Origin of the sequence: Agrobacterium sp. 22094, assembly GCF_052046015.1 — a bacterium.
Classification (GTDB): Bacteria; Pseudomonadota; Alphaproteobacteria; order Rhizobiales; family Rhizobiaceae; genus Agrobacterium; species Agrobacterium cavarae.
Genome location: NZ_JBQEPX010000003.1, coordinates 37,438 through 54,169, shown reverse-complemented (window position 1 = coordinate 54,169; position 16,732 = coordinate 37,438). Strand labels below are relative to the sequence as shown.

The following is a 16,732-nucleotide window of genomic DNA, read 5'->3' as shown; positions in this document are numbered from 1 at the left end:
TTCCATTAATTAGTCCAGCAGATAAATATTATGCCAATTATCGGAATAAGAAGTGTCCGTTGGCCGAGATAAGTGCCTCAACCGCTTCTTATTGTCATTATAGGAATATCATTATTCTTTTGGTCTTAATAATGGAATTTGATTGACAAGGAAGAACGGCCCGCCTTAGGCTTTTGTTACGGACTGAGATCATCGATCTGCCGTGTTCAGGTGCCGTGGCTTTTTCTCTCGGCCTCCGGCGCTTTCATGAAAATGCCGCGGCCACTGGCTTCAGGGGAAGGGTCGCTGGGCGATATCGAAAAAGGAGCGACCATGGCTTGGCGTGTTGGCGTGGATTCAGGTGGGACTTTTACCGACGTGTGTCTGTTCGAGGACGAGACGGGTGAATTGATGATCTGGAAGGTCTCCTCGACGCCGGATGACCCCTCCCGCGGGATCACGCAAGGTGTGGCCGATGGTATCGAGCGCGTGGGTATCCAGGCGAGTGAGGTGTCCTATGTTGGTCATGGGACGACGGTTGCCACCAATGCCCTCATCCAGGGTCGAGGTGTCAAGACCGGGCTCTTGACCACGGGCGGATTTCGCGACCTTTTGGAAATAGGACGCCAGAAGCGACCCGATCTGTATGATCTGCAGGCGGAAAAGCCGGAATTGCTCGTGGAACGGCATCTCCGCTTCGGTATTTCCGAACGGGTACTGGCAGACGGCACAGTCGAGACGCCGCTTGATGAAGTGAGCCTGCGTGACGCGGTCCGCGCCCTGAAGGCTGCGGGCGTGAAGGCCGTTGCGATCAACTTCCTCTATTCCTTCAGCCATGCCGAGCACGAAAAGATCGCGGCGCGTATTCTCGAAGAAGAATTTCCGGAAGCCTTTCATTCGCTTTCGCACCGGATCGCGCCGGAATTCCGCGAATTCGAGCGCCTGTCGACAACGGTCGTCAATGCTTATCTCGGGCCCGTCATGCAAGGGTATGTGAAGGCGCTTTCCGGCAAGCTGTCTGATCTCGGAATTGCTGTGGCACCGCAGCTAACCCAATCCAACGGTGGGGTCATCAGCTTCGATGCCGCCGCGGAAATGCCGGTTCGCACCGTGCTGTCCGGTCCGTCCACCGGTGTCGTCGCCGCGCAGGCCGTCGGCCGGATGACTGGCATCGACAATCTCATCACCTTCGACATGGGGGGAACCAGCTCCGATGTTGCGCTTCTCGCCGATGGTCATTGCCGGGTGGTGAACGAGTCCGTCGTGCATGGATATCCAATCAAGGCGCCTATGCTCGATATCCACACCGTCGGTGCTGGTGGCGGATCGATCGCCTATATCGACTCGGGCAATCACCTGAAGGTGGGGCCACGTTCGGCAGGAGCCAATCCTGGTCCCGCCTGCTACGGCCTCGGAAATGACGAGCCGACGGTGACGGACGCCAATGTCGTATTGCAAACACAGCATCCTGAATATCTGCTCAATGGTCGCATGAAGATCGACCGGTCCCTATCGGTAAAGGCCGTCGAAAAGCTGGCTGACAGGCTCGGCATGGGTGTTCTGGAAACCGCCAACGGTATTCTCGATATCGTCACGGCCAATATGGCCAAGGCCATCCGCGTCATCTCCGTGCAGCGCGGGCATGATCCGCGCGATTACGCACTTGTGGCCTTCGGCGGCGCTGGTCCGGTACACGCGGTGCGCCTTGCCAGAGAGCTGGGCATGAAGCGTATCGTCATACCGAAGACGCCGGGCGTCCTGTGCGCCCTCGGTCTGCTGATGACGGATCTGAGAACGGATTTTTCAGCCACCGTTCTGCACCGTCTCGATGATGTGGAGGCTTCGACGATCTCGTCATTGTATGACGCTCTCTCAGAACAGGCCGAGATATGGTTCGAGCGGGAAAAAATTCTGATCCCGGCGCGGGTCGTCAACCGTACCGTCGATTGCCGTTACGCCGGCCAGAATTACGAGATTGCAGTCGCTCTTCCAGATGGACCGATCACGTCCGAAACCCTGCGTCTGATCAACGACCGTTTCGAGCAGGCACACTGTCAGCTCTATGGTTTCGTTGCCGAAGGTGAGCCCGTTCAACTCGTTACCTACCGCCTCGCGGCAAGCGGCCGCGTCGAGAAGGCGGCGTTCAAGCCCCGTCCGATGGAGGGGGAAGACTCCTCTTCTGCGATCACCGGCACGCGCGACGTATGGATGGCGGAGGCGGGCGGCTTCACGTCAGCGACGCTTTATGATCGCGACCTGCTGAAGCCCGCCAATATCGTTGTCGGTCCCGCCATTATCGATCAGATGGATTCCACCACCGTCCTGCCCCTCGGCTACACCGCCAAGGTCGATGCCTATCTCAATCTCATCGTGGAGGAGAAGTGATGACCAACGCCGCTATTGCCGAGAAACCTGTCTCGACGCTCAATCCCATTACAGTCGAAGTCATCGGCAGTGCTTTCGCCTCCACGGTCGAAGAAATGGGCGAGGCCCTCGTTCGCGCCAGCTACTCAACAAATATCAAGGAACGGCGCGATTGCTCCACCGCCTTGTTCGATGCGGCCGGCTATATGCTCTGCCAGGCAGAGCATATTCCCATGCATCTTGGGTCGTTCATCGGTTTCATTCCCTATATTCTCGACCATGTGGATGCGGGCAGCCTTGCGCCCGGGGATGTTTTCATCGGCAACGATGCCTATGAGGGCGGCGGCACGCATCTGCCGGATATCGTGCTCGCCGAGCCGATTTTCCATGAAGGCAAGCTGACGGCCTGGGCTATCAACACGGCTCACCATTCCGACTTCGCCGATCGTGGCCATGCGCATATCTATCAGGAAGGATTGCGCATTCCGCCGGTTCGGCTTTACCGCGAAGGAATTCTTCAGGAAGACATCCAAAAGCTCTTTCTGCTGAACTGCCAAGTGCCGCATGAGCGCATGTCTGATCTTCGCGCGCAGATGGCAGCAAACCGTCTCGGCGTCACCCGCTTCAAGGAACTGTGCGAGAAATACTCGACCGACACGGTTCTCGCAGCTGGTCGCGAGTTGATGGATTATGCCGAACGAAAAATGCGCTCTGGTATCGCCTCAATACCGGACGGGACCTATCGTTTTTCGGATCTGTTCGATGCCGAGTCACTTCGCGAGCAGCTGGAATTTTCCGTCACCATCACCGTGAAGGGAGACGAGATACATCTCGGCTTCGTCAGCCCGCCGCAGGTGCGTGCCGGCTTGAACGTGGTCTATACCGCGCTTCTCTCCACTGTCTATTACGCGGTAAAGACGGTTGTCGACCCGACAGTCCTTCCCAATGCCGGGCTGGCAAGGCCAATCCACGTGACCGCGAAAAAAGGGACGCTGCTGAATTGCGCGCACCCCGCTGCCGTCGATGGTCGCATTGCGGCATGCCAGCGGGTGGTGGATCTGATCCACGGCGCACTGGCAGAAGTCGTGCCGGACCGCGTCACTGCGGCCTGCAACGGTTCTGTCGCCGTCGCAAGTTTTTCCGGGACACGCCCGGATGGCAGTCTCTGGGTCTACCTCGAAACGATTGGCGGGGGCTTTGGCGCGCGGCACAACAAGGATGGCCTTGACGGCGTCCACGTCCACATGACGAACACATCCAATCTGCCGCTGGAATCGTTGGAGACCGAGTATCCGCTGACATTGGTTGCCTATGAGCTGGTGGATGGTTCGGGCGGTGCCGGGGAGTTCAGGGGCGGCATGGGCTTGCGCAGGGTCTACCGCGCCGAGGCGGACTGCCGGGTGTCGGTGGGCGGTTCACGCTTCGTCTCGCACCCGTGGGGATTGAAAGGCGGTCTTTCGGGCGCCTGCGGCTCATTCACCGTCATCGGCGCACCTGATCGCTTGGTCAATGGCGCCGGCGATATCCATAAGGGCGACGTGCTGGAAATCATTACACCCGGCGCTGGTGGATATGGCGCTCCGCGCGAGCGGGCTCCCGCATCCGTTGCTGCAGACATTCGGGACGGGCGCATTCCGCTCGACATCGCCAAGTCCGTCTACACTGTTTGATTTCCCGCCTGGCCCGGGTTTCGGCGCGCTGAAACTCGGGCCTCTTTTGATCGGCTTTCCCATCGGTGCAACTCATTGTTGCGCTTGACTATCGATCTTCCTTTTTCTATCGGTTCCAATAATCGGATTTTAATCCATGTTATATTCACTGGAGATCGAGGAACCGGATGGCCAAGCAATCTTCCAGCAATGTCGAACGCGGTGCGGAAATATTGCTTTCGCTGGGCAATGCAGGGCGCGCGGGTATGAGCCTGGCGGAGATCGCCGAAGATATCGGCGATGCGAAGTCCGCTGTCCATCGCGCATTGACAGGGCTTTCTCATTACGGCTTCGTCGAGCAGAGTGGTCGTCGCGGCAATTATCGGCTGGGCAATGCCATCTACGCCCTGGCGCAGCGCGTGCCGGGCATTGGCGATCTGGTGGATCTTTTCCGGCCCGCGCTGATTTCCGTCACCGCTGGGACTGGCATATCGAGCTTCCTCATGGCCCGTTCGGGTTTCGAATCCGTCTGCCTCGATTTCCAGTTGAGTGCAGCCCCCGTTCAGCCACTGCTTTCAGGCGTCGGTGGACGTCTTCCTCTCGGCATAGGCCACGCGGGTGTCTGCATGATTGCACGGCTCGACAAGGAGTCGCGCGAGCGCATTCTCGAGATCAACGCGCCGCATTACGAGGAATGGAAGATCGAAACGGATACGATACGAGCCGAGATCGAGATGTTCCTGGAGAAGGGCTATGTCATCGGCACCCGCAAGGCGGCGGGCTACGAGGTTTGGACACTGGCATTCGCGCCCGCTCCCGGCGACAACCGCTACGGCGAAACAGGTGTCTCGCTTCTGGCGCTGGCCAACAGTGTCTCGGACGAGGAGGCGAAGCGCTGCATCGCACTGATGACAGAGTCGTTGCCTTACAAGTGGTTCGGCAACAGGGCGTAACGCCGTACCATCTCCTGGATATGCGCAAGCCGTGCACTGCGTGCCGGTTCGGACAGAACGTCACGCTCGAAGGTAAAGCGTATTGTGTGAACTGTGGCAACGGTGGCCCAACAGAGATTGGAGATCGAAAGCCAGAGTTCCACCGGGTCGAGGCCCTGCCGAAAAAGGCCCGCGGCCACGCCTTTCTCGAGAATGCCGGCAACCATGCGGGAGATATTTCCGGCATGCACGATGTCGCGATCGGACTCGCGGATGTTTTCGCCGCCATGCAGGTTTTCGATGCCGACGAGCGTCAGAAAAGACTGGTTTTCGCTGTAGTAGTCAAAGGTGAAGGCGGTCAGGCGGTCCAGTGCCGCAACGGGATCCGCCGGCATGTCCAACGCCTGTTCCGCATCGCGCATCGCCCTGTAGGCATCTTCCAGAACATGGCGGAACAGCAGTTCCTTGCGAGAGAAGTGACGGTAGATCAGCGCCTTGTTCACGCCCGCTGCATGCGCGATCGCCTCCATATTCGCGCCCTCAAGCCCGTGCGCAACAAATTCTCCCGAAGCCGCCGCCAGAATGGCCTGGCGGGTGCGCATGCTGCGAGCAGCGTGCGTTCCAGAGGAGGTCTTTCTCGGTTTTCGGATCTGAGCGTCGTCGTCCATACATCTGGTCCTGTGATCAGTGCTGAATATCACTTTTTGGCCTGTCGTGTGCCACTTCGTGCCACACCGATGAAATTCGAACTTCAGCCGGTAAAAACCCTTTACAGGGCCCTGTACTTCTGTTTTTGTAACGACAACGTTACTGTTACACAAGAGCTAATCATGACCCCCCATATTCGCGTTGCTTCCGATGTCGGTGGTACCTTCACCGACAGCATTGCCTATGACGAAAAGACGAGGACGATCACGGTCTCGAAGGTCTCCACAACGCCCGTCAATCGGGCGCTCGGCACATTGGAAGGGCTACGCATAGCGCTCAGCCTTCAAGGCGGGACCGGCGCGGATGTTGCTTATGTCGGCCATGGCATGACGACTGCGACCAACGCCGTCATTCAGCGCAATGGTGCAAAGACCGCGTTTCTTACCAATCACGGCTTTCGCGATATTCTCGAAATCGGTCGGCAGAACCGCCCGACGCTGTTCGATCTCACCAAGGTAAAGCCGGAGCCGCTCGTCCCGCGCGAGCTTTGCTTCACCGCGCGCGGCCGTATCCTGCCGACAGGCGAGGAATTGCAGCCGCTTGACGAGTCCGATGTGCGCGAGGCTGGCGCGGCCATGAAAGCGGCAGGCGTTGAGGCTGTCGCCATTCTCTTCCTTCACTCCTATGCCAATGCCGCTCATGAATTGAGGGCGCGCGATATTCTAGCCGACATGCTTCCGGATGTGGCGATTTCTGCCTCGGTCGAGGTCAACGCAGAGTTCCGCGAGTATGAGCGTGGTTCGACGGCAGTTCTCAACGCCTATCTTCGCCCCGTCATGAACCGCTATCTTTCCTCGCTCTCGGGCATGTTGCAGGATGAGAAGGAGGGCCTGGGCCTTGCGGCTGACCGTCCGGTCATGGTGATGGATGCCGCGGGAGGTTTGATGAGCCTTGAGGGCGCGCGGCTAAAGCCGGTCCATACCGTTCTGTCCGGTCCTGCAGGCGGCGTGGTGGCGAGCGCCCATGTCGCCAAGCTGGCTGGGATTGCCGATATCATCACCATGGATATTGGCGGGACGTCCACCGATATCAGCCTCATTCGCGGCGGCCGGCCGGAAATAACCCGCTCGGCCAACCTGGAAACAGTACCGATCAGGTTGCCGGTCATCGACATCAATGCTATCGGCGCTGGTGGTGGCTCCATCGCCTGGATCGACGAGGGCGGTGCTCTGCGAGCGGGCCCGATGAGCGCCGAAGCGGTACCCGGACCAGTCTGCTATCGGCGTGGCGCAACCTTGCCCACCGTGACCGATGCAAATCTGGTGCTTGGTCGTTTTTCGCCCCAGTCACGACTGGGCGGCACGATGACACTCGATCTCGATGGTGCGCTGAAAGCGATCGATACGGTCATTGCCAAGCCGCTGGGGCTCGATGTTTACGAAGCGGCGGCGGGCATATTGCGGGTCGCCCATGCCAATATCGTGCGCGGTATCCGCGTGGTGTCCGTCGAGCGTGGTTACGATCCTCGAGACTTTGCTCTGGTGCCGTTCGGTGGCGCCGGACCCATGCATGGCAGCCCTGTCGCCCGTGAGTTGAAAATGCCGCGCGTGATGGTGCCCCCCACTCCAGGTATTCTGTGTGCGCTCGGCCAGCTGATATCGGATTTGCGTCATGACTTCGTCGAGACTCATGTGGTTGCCTATGAGGCGATGACGGAAACTGAAGCCTCAGCTCGTATCAGGCGCCTGACGGACCGGGCCGACTCCCATCTGGACCACGACGGCGTTGCCCGGGAAAATCGCGAGATGGAAGTGCGCATCGATATGCGCTACCGCGGCCAGTCCTTTGAATTGCCAGTCACGGTTGATCCCATGAAGCCGGGCTGGTGGGCAATTCTTCCCGACCGCTTCCACGCGGCGCATCGCGCTCGCTTCGGCCATGCCGACCAGAGTGCGGCTCTCGAGATCGCCGGCTTCGGAGTGACAGGCATCGGCCGCATCGAGACGCCGGTCTTGCCGGAGCTGGAGCGGGGTGGTCCCGTTCCTTCTGAAGATGCCCGCATCGGCGACCGGCAGGTTTACTATGAGCCCGGCGACACCGGCGCCAATGGCGCATTTCAGACCGCTGCGGTCTACGCCCGCGACATGCTCAAGGCGGGCAACGTCATCGCCGGTCCCGCCATTATCGAGGAAGTCTCCTCCACCACCGTCCTTTATCCGGGTGATCGTCTGACCGTTCATGCATCCGGCAGTCTGATTGTTGAGGTAGCAGCATGAGCAATTTCGATCCAATCCGCCTTGAAGTATTGCGCAACGCGTTGGAGGCGTCCGCACAGGAAATGGGAGTGGTGCTGAAATGCACCGCCTTTTCTCCCAATATCAAGGAGCGCATGGATGCATCCTGCGCCATCTTCAACGCCGAGGCGGAACTAGTCGCCCAGGCGGAGCATGTTCCTGTCCATCTGGGCTCCATGCTCAAGGCCGTCGGCCCTACGCTTGCAGAGCTGCCGGCGCTGAAAGAAGGTGACGTCGTCATCGTCAACGACCCGTTCATCGCCGGTGCTCATCTGCCCGACATCACGCTGATCGCGCCGGTCTTCGCTGAGGGTGAATTGGTCGCCCATGTAGCCAGCCGTGCCCATCACTCCGATGTCGGCGGCATGGAGCCAGGCTCCATGCCGGGAAGTTCCACCGAGATTTACCAGGAAGGTCTGATCATTCCGCCCGTACTCCTTTACGACGGTGGTGTGGAGCAAAGCGGTATCATGCGCATGGTGCTTGCGAATGTGCGCACGCCGGAAGAGCGGCGGGGCGATCTCAATGCCCAGCTTGCGGCATTGCGCGTGGGCGAAACCCGAATTCACGAACTTGCCGCGCGCTTTGGTGTCGGAGGCCTGAAGGAAGGGCTGTCGGCCATTCTCGCCTATTCGGAACGACGCATGCTGAAGCGTCTCGCCGAATTGCCGCCGGGGCGCTATGTCGCGAACGATTGGTTGGATGACGATGGGTCCAGCCCGGAACGGGTCATGATCAAGGTCGCTGTCGAAGTGTCGCCGGAACGGCTCGTCTTCGATTTCGAGGGAACCGCACCGCAGCGGCGCGGCAATGTCAACGCGGTCAAGCCCATGACCCATTCGGCAGTGTTTTACGCCATCAAGATTTTGACGGATGCGACGCTTCCGCCCAATGCCGGCGTGCTGCGTCCTGTGGAAATCCGCATTCCACTCGGCTCTTTCCTCGATGCCCGTGCGCCGGCGGCTGTCTGTGCCGGCAATACGGAGACGACCCAACGGGTTGCCGATACGGTGCTGCGCGCCTTTGCCCAGATCGCTCCCGATCGTATTGCTGCCGCCAGCCAAGGCACGATGAACCTCATTGGCATAGGAGGACGCGATCCCAGAAGCACTCGGCCCTACACCTATATCGAAACGATTGGCGGTGGACAGGGCGGGCGTCCCTACGGCCAGGGGATGCATGGCGTCCATGCCAATATGTCGAACACGCTCAACACACCGGTCGAGGCGCTCGAAATCAGTTATCCTCTGCGCGTCGAACGCTACGAACTTCGCGAAGGTTCGGGCGGCGGCGGTCATCATGCCGGCGGTGAAGGGTTGATCCGTGCCATTACAGCTATCGATCACGAGGCGCGTGTTTCGCTGCAGTCCGACCGGCGTCTCACAGGCCCCTACGGTCTGCATGGCGGAGCATCCGGCGCCACCGGGCAAAATTCCGTGCGGGACAGGCAGGGCAAGGTCACTGCGCTGCCGGGCAAGGGATCGGTCACATTGGCCCCAGGAGAAACCGTCATCGTGGAGACGCCAGGCGGGGGAGGGTGGGGTGCCCCGCAAGCGGCCGATAGTCGGCTATCCGTGGCTGCGGCGCGGGTAGACGCCTGATACTGGGACACTATCAGCGCATACGAAGGCGGAAAGGATAAGGGCATGATCTCGGAAAAGCGGGTGGCGATGGTGAGCGGTGCGTCGCGCGGCATCGGCGCAGCCATCGCGGAGACACTGCTCTCTGCTGGCTGGAACGTCAGCCTTGGGGTGCGCGCGCCTGCATCGTCGCGTTTTTCAGATCATCCTGATGCCTTGGTCTGCCCATTCGATGCGCTTGATCCGGAAAGCGAGAGGGCATGGGTCGAGGCAACCATCGCCCGTTTTGGCCGTCTGGATGGCCTGGTTCATAACGCTGGTATCATGATACCGAAGTCAGTTCTTGACGCCGGGGACGATGACTTCGACATGATCTTCAACGTGAATGTCAAATCGCCGATGCGGCTGAGCCAGCACGCCTGGCCCTACCTTGCCGATGCGAAGGTCGGGCGCATCGTTACGGTCGCGTCGCTGTCTGGCAAGAGGGTGAAGTCAGCCAGTTCCGGTCTCTACGCAATGTCCAAATTTGCGGTCGTTGCACTCGGCCACGCGCTACGCCAATGCGGTAAGGAAAGCGGAGTACGTTCTACGATCATTTGCCCAAGCTTCGTGGCAACGGATATGGGTAACGCCCTTGCGGGCAGAGATAGCAATGAGCTAACCCAACCGGAGGATATTGCGCGGATCGTGCATATGGTGCTGGAGCTGCCCGTCACAGCCAGTATTTCTGAGATACCGGTGCATTTTAGTGTGGAAGACTGTTACTGACATGAACGCTGCCTTTTCGTATCACATGCCCGCGATCACCCCTGTCGCGAATGCCGAAGACCTGCCCGAGGCGGTTGATGTGGCAATCATCGGCGGCGGGATCATCGGTGTTTCGGCCGCATTTCAGCTCGCCAGGCGTGGCGTCCGGGTCGCAGTCTTGGAAAAAGGCATTGTCGGTGGCGAACAGTCCGGTCGCAACTGGGGCTGGGTGCGTCTTACCGGTCGTGACACACGCGAATTGCCGCTGATGCTGCAATCCCATGCGATATGGGAAACGCTGCATCAGGAGACCGGCGTGGATGTCGGCTACCGAAAGCGTGGCATCATTTATGCAGCCAAAACGCCAGAGGCGCGCGCGCGATATGAGCGTTGGGCCGTTCTGGGGCGTGAGTTCGGTATCGGTGTCAGAAGTCTTGAACCACAAGACGTTGCGGCGTTTGTGGCCGGGATGGACAGGACGACGTTCGGCGGCATCTTCGTCCCGGAGGATGCGTCAGCCGAACCGCAACTGGCTGCGCCCGCCATCGCCTCACGCGCCCAACGGGACGGCGCCTTCATCCTTCAGCGGTGTGCCGTCCGTGGTCTCGATATCGAAGCGGGACGCATTGCAGGGGTGGTAACCGAGAAAGGCCGCATAAGAGCCTCGACCGTCATCGTCGCAGGGGGCGCTTGGTCCTCGCATCTTCTGTCGCGCCACGGCCTTCGCCTGCCGCAGTTGAAGGTCTTGTCGTCGGTCATGCGGACAGCTCCCGTCGATGCAGGTATTGAGCCTACGATGGGCTTTTCGGATTTCACACTTCGCAAGAGGATGGACGGCGGTTACACGGTGGCGTCTTCGGCCACCAGCCTTGTCGATATCGTGCCCGATAGCTTTCGTTTCTTCCGTGACTTTCTGCCCGCTTTCATGATGGAGCGGAAATCCCTGAAGCTGAGCTTCGGCAAACCCTTCTTCGATGAACTGATCGGATACAGACACCGGGCTTTCGATCAGGCAAGCATCTTTGAAAAAATCCGCGTTCTCGACCCAACGCCCGACGCCAATCTTTTGACGAGTGTCGAGGCTGCAATGCGAACAAGTGTTCCGGCACTGCGGGACGTTCCGATTGCCCAGAGGTGGGCAGGGATGATCGATACGATGCCGGATGTCATTCCGGTCATATCAGAGGTGGAGGCCCTCCCTGGCCTCATCGTCGGAACCGGCTTTTCGGGCCATGGTTTCGGCATTGGGCCGGGGGCCGGACGTCTTCTCAGCGATCTCGCAACAGGCGACACGCCCTGTGTCGATCCGACACCATTCCGCTTCTCGCGGTTCAGCGATGGTAGCCGTCCGGAAATCCAGTATTGGCTTTAAAGAACGCCCCATAGTGTGCAGCGCTCTTGCGATGCCGACACGCTGGCGAATCTCGAAGACTGCGACGGGCATTAGTCGCAGCGCCGTGAATGGATCAGGCGAATTCCGCGCTCATTCTAACGAGATCGTCCCATAGGCTTTCGGCAAAGCCGCGCAGCACGATGATCTCGAAGGCGCTCTCTTCCAAACGAGTGAGGTGGGCGGTGATATGGCCGACCAGTGTCGTGACAGAACTGCCCACAGGGAAGGCCGGAAGAGAGAGATCGACCGCCGTCCCCTTGGCCAGAACGCGTTCGACCATCTTGCCCTCGATACGGATGCGAACCCGACCCTGACTTTGGTCCACACCCATCGCTTGTGGCTCTAGCGCGTCGAGCAGAGCCTTCAACTCGCCGTGAGACAGACGTTCATCGCTGACGATAAACCATTGCGCCGGCGATACAGTGCGAACATCACCCTTGCCGATTGCGCGCAGGCGGTCTTCCACCGCAGGCGCGGATGGTTCTGCCAATACGTGGATGACGCTGCCTTCTTGCAAGGCGGACAGGGTAATCATGTTGGACGCGAAAGCTTTTTTCATGCCAAGCACGGGGCGTAATGTCGGCTGAAAGCCGGATTTGAAATCAAGCTTTTGATCAGGCATGGAGCTTCTCGTTCTTGGGATCGAGGAAAACCGGATCGCACAGGCGCGCGGCGGTATATTCGTTGCGAATGCCATTCCACACGATGACCTCCTCGCCATGCCTGTGTGACCCCTTCTTCACGAGGGCAAGGCCGATGGTCGATCCGAGATGGGGAGAGAAAGCGCTGGAGGTGACGTAACCCTGATCGTTCTCCAGTGTCGCAGCGGCGTCCTTCGCCAGAATATGGGAGCCGGTGCGGAAGCTATGGTTTTTATCGATCGGGACAACGCCGACCAGATTTGGCCGGTCGCTGGCTGACAGCCCTTCGCGCTGCAGCATCGCCTTGCCGATGAAATCCACCTTGGTGGCGGACACCATCTTGCCGAAGCCGATATCGGCCGGCACGACCGTGCCGTTGATCTCATTATGGGTGACGTGACCCTTCTCGATGCGCAGGACGCTCAGCGCCTCGACGCCATAGGGCATGATACCCTCCGGCTTGCCTGCCTCCATCAGCGCATCCGCAACGCTCTCGCCATAGCCAGCGGGAACGGCAAGCTCATAGGCGAACTCGCCCGAGAAGGAGATGCGGAACAGGCGTCCGTTCAGCTTTCCGCCAAACAGAGAGACCTCTTTCGCGGCAAGGAAGGGAAAAGCGTCATTCGAAAGATCATCATCGACGATCTTCTCAAGAATGGTTCTCGATTTCGGTCCGGCAATCGCCATCTGCGCCCATTGATCGGTGACGGAGGCGAGCCGCACATCGAGATCCGGCCACAGCGCCTGGGCGCAGAATTCCAGATGGTTCATCACGCCCGCGGCATAGGCCGTGGTCGTCGTCATGAAGTAGCGGTTTTCGTCCAGCCTGCTGGTTGTGCCGTCATCATAGATCATACCATCCTCGCGCAGCATCAGGCCGTAACGCGCCTTGCCGACGGCAAGCTTGAGGAAGCCATTGCAGTAGACCCGGTTGAGGAATTCTGCGGCGTCGCGCCCGCAAACCTCGATCTTGCCGAGCATGGAAACGTCGCAGAGCCCTGCATTCTTTCGCACATTCAGAACTTCGCGATCAACGCTTTCGCGCCAACCGTTTTCGCCCTGTCGCGGAAACCAGGATGAGCGATACCAGAGCCCGGTTTCGACGAACACAGCGCCATTCTTCTCCGCCCATCCATGCAGTGGTGATTTGCGCACCGGCTGAAAATGATGGCCGTGATAGGCACCGGTGAGCGCGCCGAAAGAAACCGGCGTATAGAAAGGTCGGAAGGTGGTGGTGCCGACCTCTGCCGGAGAAACGCCGCGCGCCTCAGCCAAAAGACCAATGGCGTTAACGTTGGAAAGCTTGCCCTGGTCCGTTGCCATGCCATTGGTCGTATAGCGCTTGGCAAGCTCCACATGGGCATAGCCTTCGGTCACCGCCAGGCCGAGATCCTTGCGATGCACATCGTTCTGGTAATCGACGAAAGCCTTGGCTTTCACGCCAGGAATGGACCAGAGCGGCTTTGCCGGTGCGGCAACGACATCGTGTTCGACCGGTCCGAAGGACGGCGCGGTCGCGGCAAAGCCGATCGCTTTCGCCAACTCCGCACCCTTGTTTGCACCCTCTTCAAGGCATGCGGCGAGGCCATGCGTGGCAGAGACGGCACCGGCGAGATCAAGCCCTTCGAGACGACCGGGCGCGAGGAAGGCCGCCTCTTCGTCCGACCATACGGGTTTTCCGCCCCGGTGGCAGGCGAGGTGAATGACCGGGCTGAACCCGCCAGACATAGCAAGCGCATCGACATCCAGATGCTCGGTGCTGCCGTTTCTGTAGACTTCGACTCCGGTGAGCGCCTTGCTGCCCCGGGTGTTGGCAACGACGCCGCCTTTGATGACGCGCGCCTTTCCGCCATAGGAGAGATTTCCCTCACTGCGGCTATCGATAATGGCGACGAGCGAGACACCTTTCGCTTCCAGGTCACGCGCCAGCGCATAGCCGCTGTCATTGGTGGTGAAAATCGCCGTCGCTTTGCCGGGGCTGACGGCATAGCGGTTGAGATAGCTGCGCATCGCGCCCGCCATCATCACGCCTGGAACATCATTGCCACCGAAAACCAGGGGCCGTTCTTCCGCACCGGTTGCCAGAAGCGCGCGTTTCGCGACGATCCGCCACAACCGTTCCACAGGCACATGAAGCTTGGGATCGGGTAGATGTTTCTGCACGCGCTCCACCGCGCCGAACACATTGCCATCATACCAGCCGAAGGCGGTTGTTCTGGTCAGGACGGTGACATTCGGAAGGGATTCAAGCTCGGCAATACAGGTTGCGGCAAAATCCGGCGCGCTGGTGCCGCCAATGGTCGCCGTTTCTGAAAGCAGCCCGCCGCCCGCGACGGGATGTTCGTCAACAAGGATAACGCGCGCACCTGTCCGTCCGGCGGTGAGAGCGGCTGCGAGTCCGGCAGAACCAGCGCCGATTACCAGTAGATCGCAATGCGCCCAGCATTTGTCATAGGCGTCGGGGTCGGCCTCGTAGCTTGCCTTGCCGAGGCCTGCTGCGCGGCGGATGAAGGGCTCGTAGAGCTTTTCCCAGAAGGCGGCGGGCCACATAAAGGTCTTGTAGTAGAAGCCCGCGCTGAGAAAGGGCGAGATCAGGCCCGTCATCGCGCCGATGTCGAAGTCGAGAGACGGCCAGCGGTTCTGGCTTCGCGCTTCCAAACCGGCATAGAGCTCCTGCATCGTGGCGCGGGTATTGGGCTCGGTTCTGCCGCCGTTGCCGATCGTCATCAGGGCGTTTGGTTCTGCTGCACCCGCGGTCAGGATGCCGCGGGGACGGTGGTATTTGAAGCTGCGGCCGACGAGTTGCTGGCCGTTGGCAAGCAGGGCAGAGGCGAGGCTATCGCCTTGGAAACCCTGCATCGCCTTTCCATCGAAGGTAAAGAAGAGTGGCTTGGAGCGGTCGATCAGACCGCCAGTGGGCAGGCGGTGGGATGTCATGCGCTTTTGACCTTTGTCTTGTCGGCTGCATCTTCGCAGGTGCTGATCTCGTGCGTTGCCGTATTGCGGGTCACCACAAGCCACCGGCGGCAGCCTGCCGTGTGGTGCCAATATTCCTCATAATCGCCACGCGGATTGTCGCGGAGATAGACATAGTCGAACCATGCCTCCGCGCTGGCGTCCGGTGCGGGTCGCTGAAGAACGGCACCCTTGATGGTGAACTCTTCCTTGGGTCTTGGCCCGCAATGCGGGCAGGGCACGAGACTTGCCATTTCGAACGTCCTTGATCCGCTTTGTCAGTGAAGATTGGGCTGGGCGCCTTGGCCCTTTTCGTCGATGAGATAGCCGCGTTGAAAGCGATCCAGACGGAACGCGGTGGCCGTTTCCTGCGGTGCACCGCGCGCCAGAAGATGAGCAAAGCAGAAGCCTGAGGCAGGCGTTGCCTTGAATCCACCGTAGCACCAGCCAGCATTCAGATAGAGATTGTCGATGGACGTGCGGTCTATGATTGGCGACCCATCCATCGACATATCCATGATGCCGCCCCAGGAACGAAGCACGCGGACCCGGGAAAGCGCGGGGATCATCGCCTTGCCGGCTTCCGCGACATGTTCGACGGTCGCGAGATTGCCGCGCTGTGCATAGGAGTTGTAGCCATCGATATCGCCGCCGAAGACGAGACCGCCCTTGTCGGATTGTGAGACGTAGAAATGTCCGGCACCAAAGGTGACGACGCCATCGATGAAGGGTTTCAGTCCTTCCGAAACGAAAGCTTGCAGCACGTGGCTTTCTATTGGTAGCCGAAGCCCGGCCATGGCGGCGACCTGGGAGGAATTGCCGGCGGCTGCGAGCGCCAGCTTGCCGCAGCCGATAAAGCCGCGGCTCGTTTCGACACCAACCACCTTGCCGTTTTCGCGGCGTATGCCTGTCACTTCGCAGCCCTGGATGATGTCGACGCCGCGTTGATCGGCCCCACGGGCATAACCCCAGGCAACCGCATCGTGACGTACTGTGCCGCCGCGCCGCTGTAACAATCCCCCTTGAATGGGAAAGCGCGCATTGTCGAAATCGAGAAACGGCAGCATGGACTTGACGGCGGCCCGATCCAGCAATTCGGCATCGACGCCGTGCAGCCGCATGGCGTTGCCGCGACGCGTATAGGCATCGCGCTGCGCGTCTGAATGATAGAGATTGAGAACGCCGCGTTGGGAAACCATGGCGTTAAAGTTGAAATCCTGTTCCAGACCTTCCCACAGCTTCATCGATAGTTCGTAGAACGGATTGTTGCCCGGCAGCAGGTAGTTGGACCGAATGATCGTGGTGTTGCGCCCGACATTGCCGGAGCCGACGTAGTTCTTTTCCAGCACCGCCACATTGGTGATGCCGAATTCCTTCGCCAGATAATAGGCGGTCGCCAACCCATGTCCGCCGCCGCCCACGATGATGATGTCGTAATGGGGTTTGGGCGCGGGGTCCCGCCAGGCAGGCTTCCAGGCCTTGTTGCCACGAAGGCCGTTCATCAAAATGGAGAGGGCTGAATAGCGCATGGCAATACCTCGACGGATGTC

12 protein-coding genes are annotated in these 16,732 nt (G+C 59.7%); 7 read left to right on the top strand and 5 right to left on the bottom strand.

Annotated features, from left to right (window positions below):
* The first annotated feature begins 312 nt into the window (after nt 1-312).
* The 3 genes from ACTJK5_RS15130 (at nt 313) to ACTJK5_RS15120 (ending at nt 4,945) form a co-directional block, all read left to right on the top strand.
* Complete coding sequence (locus ACTJK5_RS15130) at nt 313-2,364, top strand: hydantoinase/oxoprolinase family protein (protein ID WP_440598807.1); 2,052 nt, start codon at nt 313-315, stop codon at nt 2,362-2,364.
* The gene (locus ACTJK5_RS15125; protein WP_440598806.1) at nt 2,364-4,013 is read left to right on the top strand and encodes a hydantoinase B/oxoprolinase family protein; all 1,650 of its coding nucleotides are present in this window, start codon (nt 2,364-2,366) and stop codon (nt 4,011-4,013) included. The genes ACTJK5_RS15130 and ACTJK5_RS15125 overlap by 1 nt, the downstream gene beginning before the upstream one ends.
* A gap of 167 nt (nt 4,014-4,180) precedes the next feature.
* Nucleotides 4,181-4,945 (top strand): IclR family transcriptional regulator, encoded by a 765-nt coding sequence (locus ACTJK5_RS15120; protein ID WP_440598805.1) that lies wholly within the window; start codon nt 4,181-4,183, stop codon nt 4,943-4,945.
* On the opposite strand, the gene ACTJK5_RS15115 is transcribed toward ACTJK5_RS15120, so the two are convergent.
* A complete protein-coding gene (locus ACTJK5_RS15115) occupies nt 4,918-5,592 on the bottom strand; it encodes a TetR/AcrR family transcriptional regulator (RefSeq protein ID WP_062600397.1) in 675 nt (224 codons plus the stop codon). The two genes, ACTJK5_RS15120 and ACTJK5_RS15115, sit on opposite strands and share 28 nt — an antisense overlap.
* Nucleotides 5,593-5,754: 162 nt before the next feature.
* Here ACTJK5_RS15115 and ACTJK5_RS15110 point away from each other — a divergent pair, with 162 nt between their 5' ends.
* Genes ACTJK5_RS15110 through ACTJK5_RS15095 form a run of 4 tightly spaced genes read left to right on the top strand, consistent with a single transcriptional unit; the run spans nt 5,755 to nt 11,565 of the window.
* Nucleotides 5,755-7,848: a hydantoinase/oxoprolinase family protein gene (locus ACTJK5_RS15110; protein WP_440598804.1), complete on the top strand. Its 2,094-nt coding sequence runs from the start codon at nt 5,755-5,757 to the stop codon at nt 7,846-7,848.
* Nucleotides 7,845-9,467: a hydantoinase B/oxoprolinase family protein gene (locus tag ACTJK5_RS15105; protein ID WP_440598803.1), complete on the top strand. Its 1,623-nt coding sequence runs from the start codon at nt 7,845-7,847 to the stop codon at nt 9,465-9,467. Before ACTJK5_RS15110 ends, ACTJK5_RS15105 begins: the two co-directional genes overlap by 4 nt.
* 45 nt (nt 9,468-9,512) lie before the next feature.
* Nucleotides 9,513-10,214: an SDR family NAD(P)-dependent oxidoreductase gene (locus ACTJK5_RS15100; RefSeq protein ID WP_440598802.1), complete on the top strand. Its 702-nt coding sequence runs from the start codon at nt 9,513-9,515 to the stop codon at nt 10,212-10,214.
* Between the two features lies 1 nt (nt 10,215).
* On the top strand, nt 10,216-11,565 hold the full coding sequence (locus ACTJK5_RS15095) for an NAD(P)/FAD-dependent oxidoreductase (RefSeq protein WP_440598801.1): 1,350 nt from the start codon (nt 10,216-10,218) through the stop codon (nt 11,563-11,565).
* Between the two features lie 94 nt (nt 11,566-11,659).
* Here the strand turns inward: ACTJK5_RS15095 and ACTJK5_RS15090 are convergent, their stop codons facing one another.
* Genes ACTJK5_RS15090 through ACTJK5_RS15075 form a run of 4 tightly spaced genes read right to left on the bottom strand, consistent with a single transcriptional unit; the run spans nt 11,660 to nt 16,711 of the window.
* The gene (locus ACTJK5_RS15090) at nt 11,660-12,208 is read right to left on the bottom strand and encodes a sarcosine oxidase subunit gamma (protein WP_274101817.1); all 549 of its coding nucleotides are present in this window, start codon (nt 12,206-12,208) and stop codon (nt 11,660-11,662) included.
* Nucleotides 12,201-15,164 carry a sarcosine oxidase subunit alpha gene (locus ACTJK5_RS15085; RefSeq protein ID WP_274101819.1) on the bottom strand — a complete coding sequence of 988 codons (2,964 nt, stop codon included), beginning with the start codon at nt 15,162-15,164 and terminating at the stop codon, nt 12,201-12,203. The genes ACTJK5_RS15090 and ACTJK5_RS15085 overlap by 8 nt, the downstream gene beginning before the upstream one ends.
* Nucleotides 15,161-15,436 carry a sarcosine oxidase subunit delta gene (locus ACTJK5_RS15080; protein ID WP_062600402.1) on the bottom strand — a complete coding sequence of 92 codons (276 nt, stop codon included), beginning with the start codon at nt 15,434-15,436 and terminating at the stop codon, nt 15,161-15,163. Before ACTJK5_RS15080 ends, ACTJK5_RS15085 begins: the two co-directional genes overlap by 4 nt.
* Nucleotides 15,437-15,460: 24 nt before the next feature.
* A complete protein-coding gene (locus ACTJK5_RS15075; protein WP_113227547.1) occupies nt 15,461-16,711 on the bottom strand; it encodes a sarcosine oxidase subunit beta family protein in 1,251 nt (416 codons plus the stop codon).
* Nucleotides 16,712-16,732 lie beyond the last annotated feature (21 nt).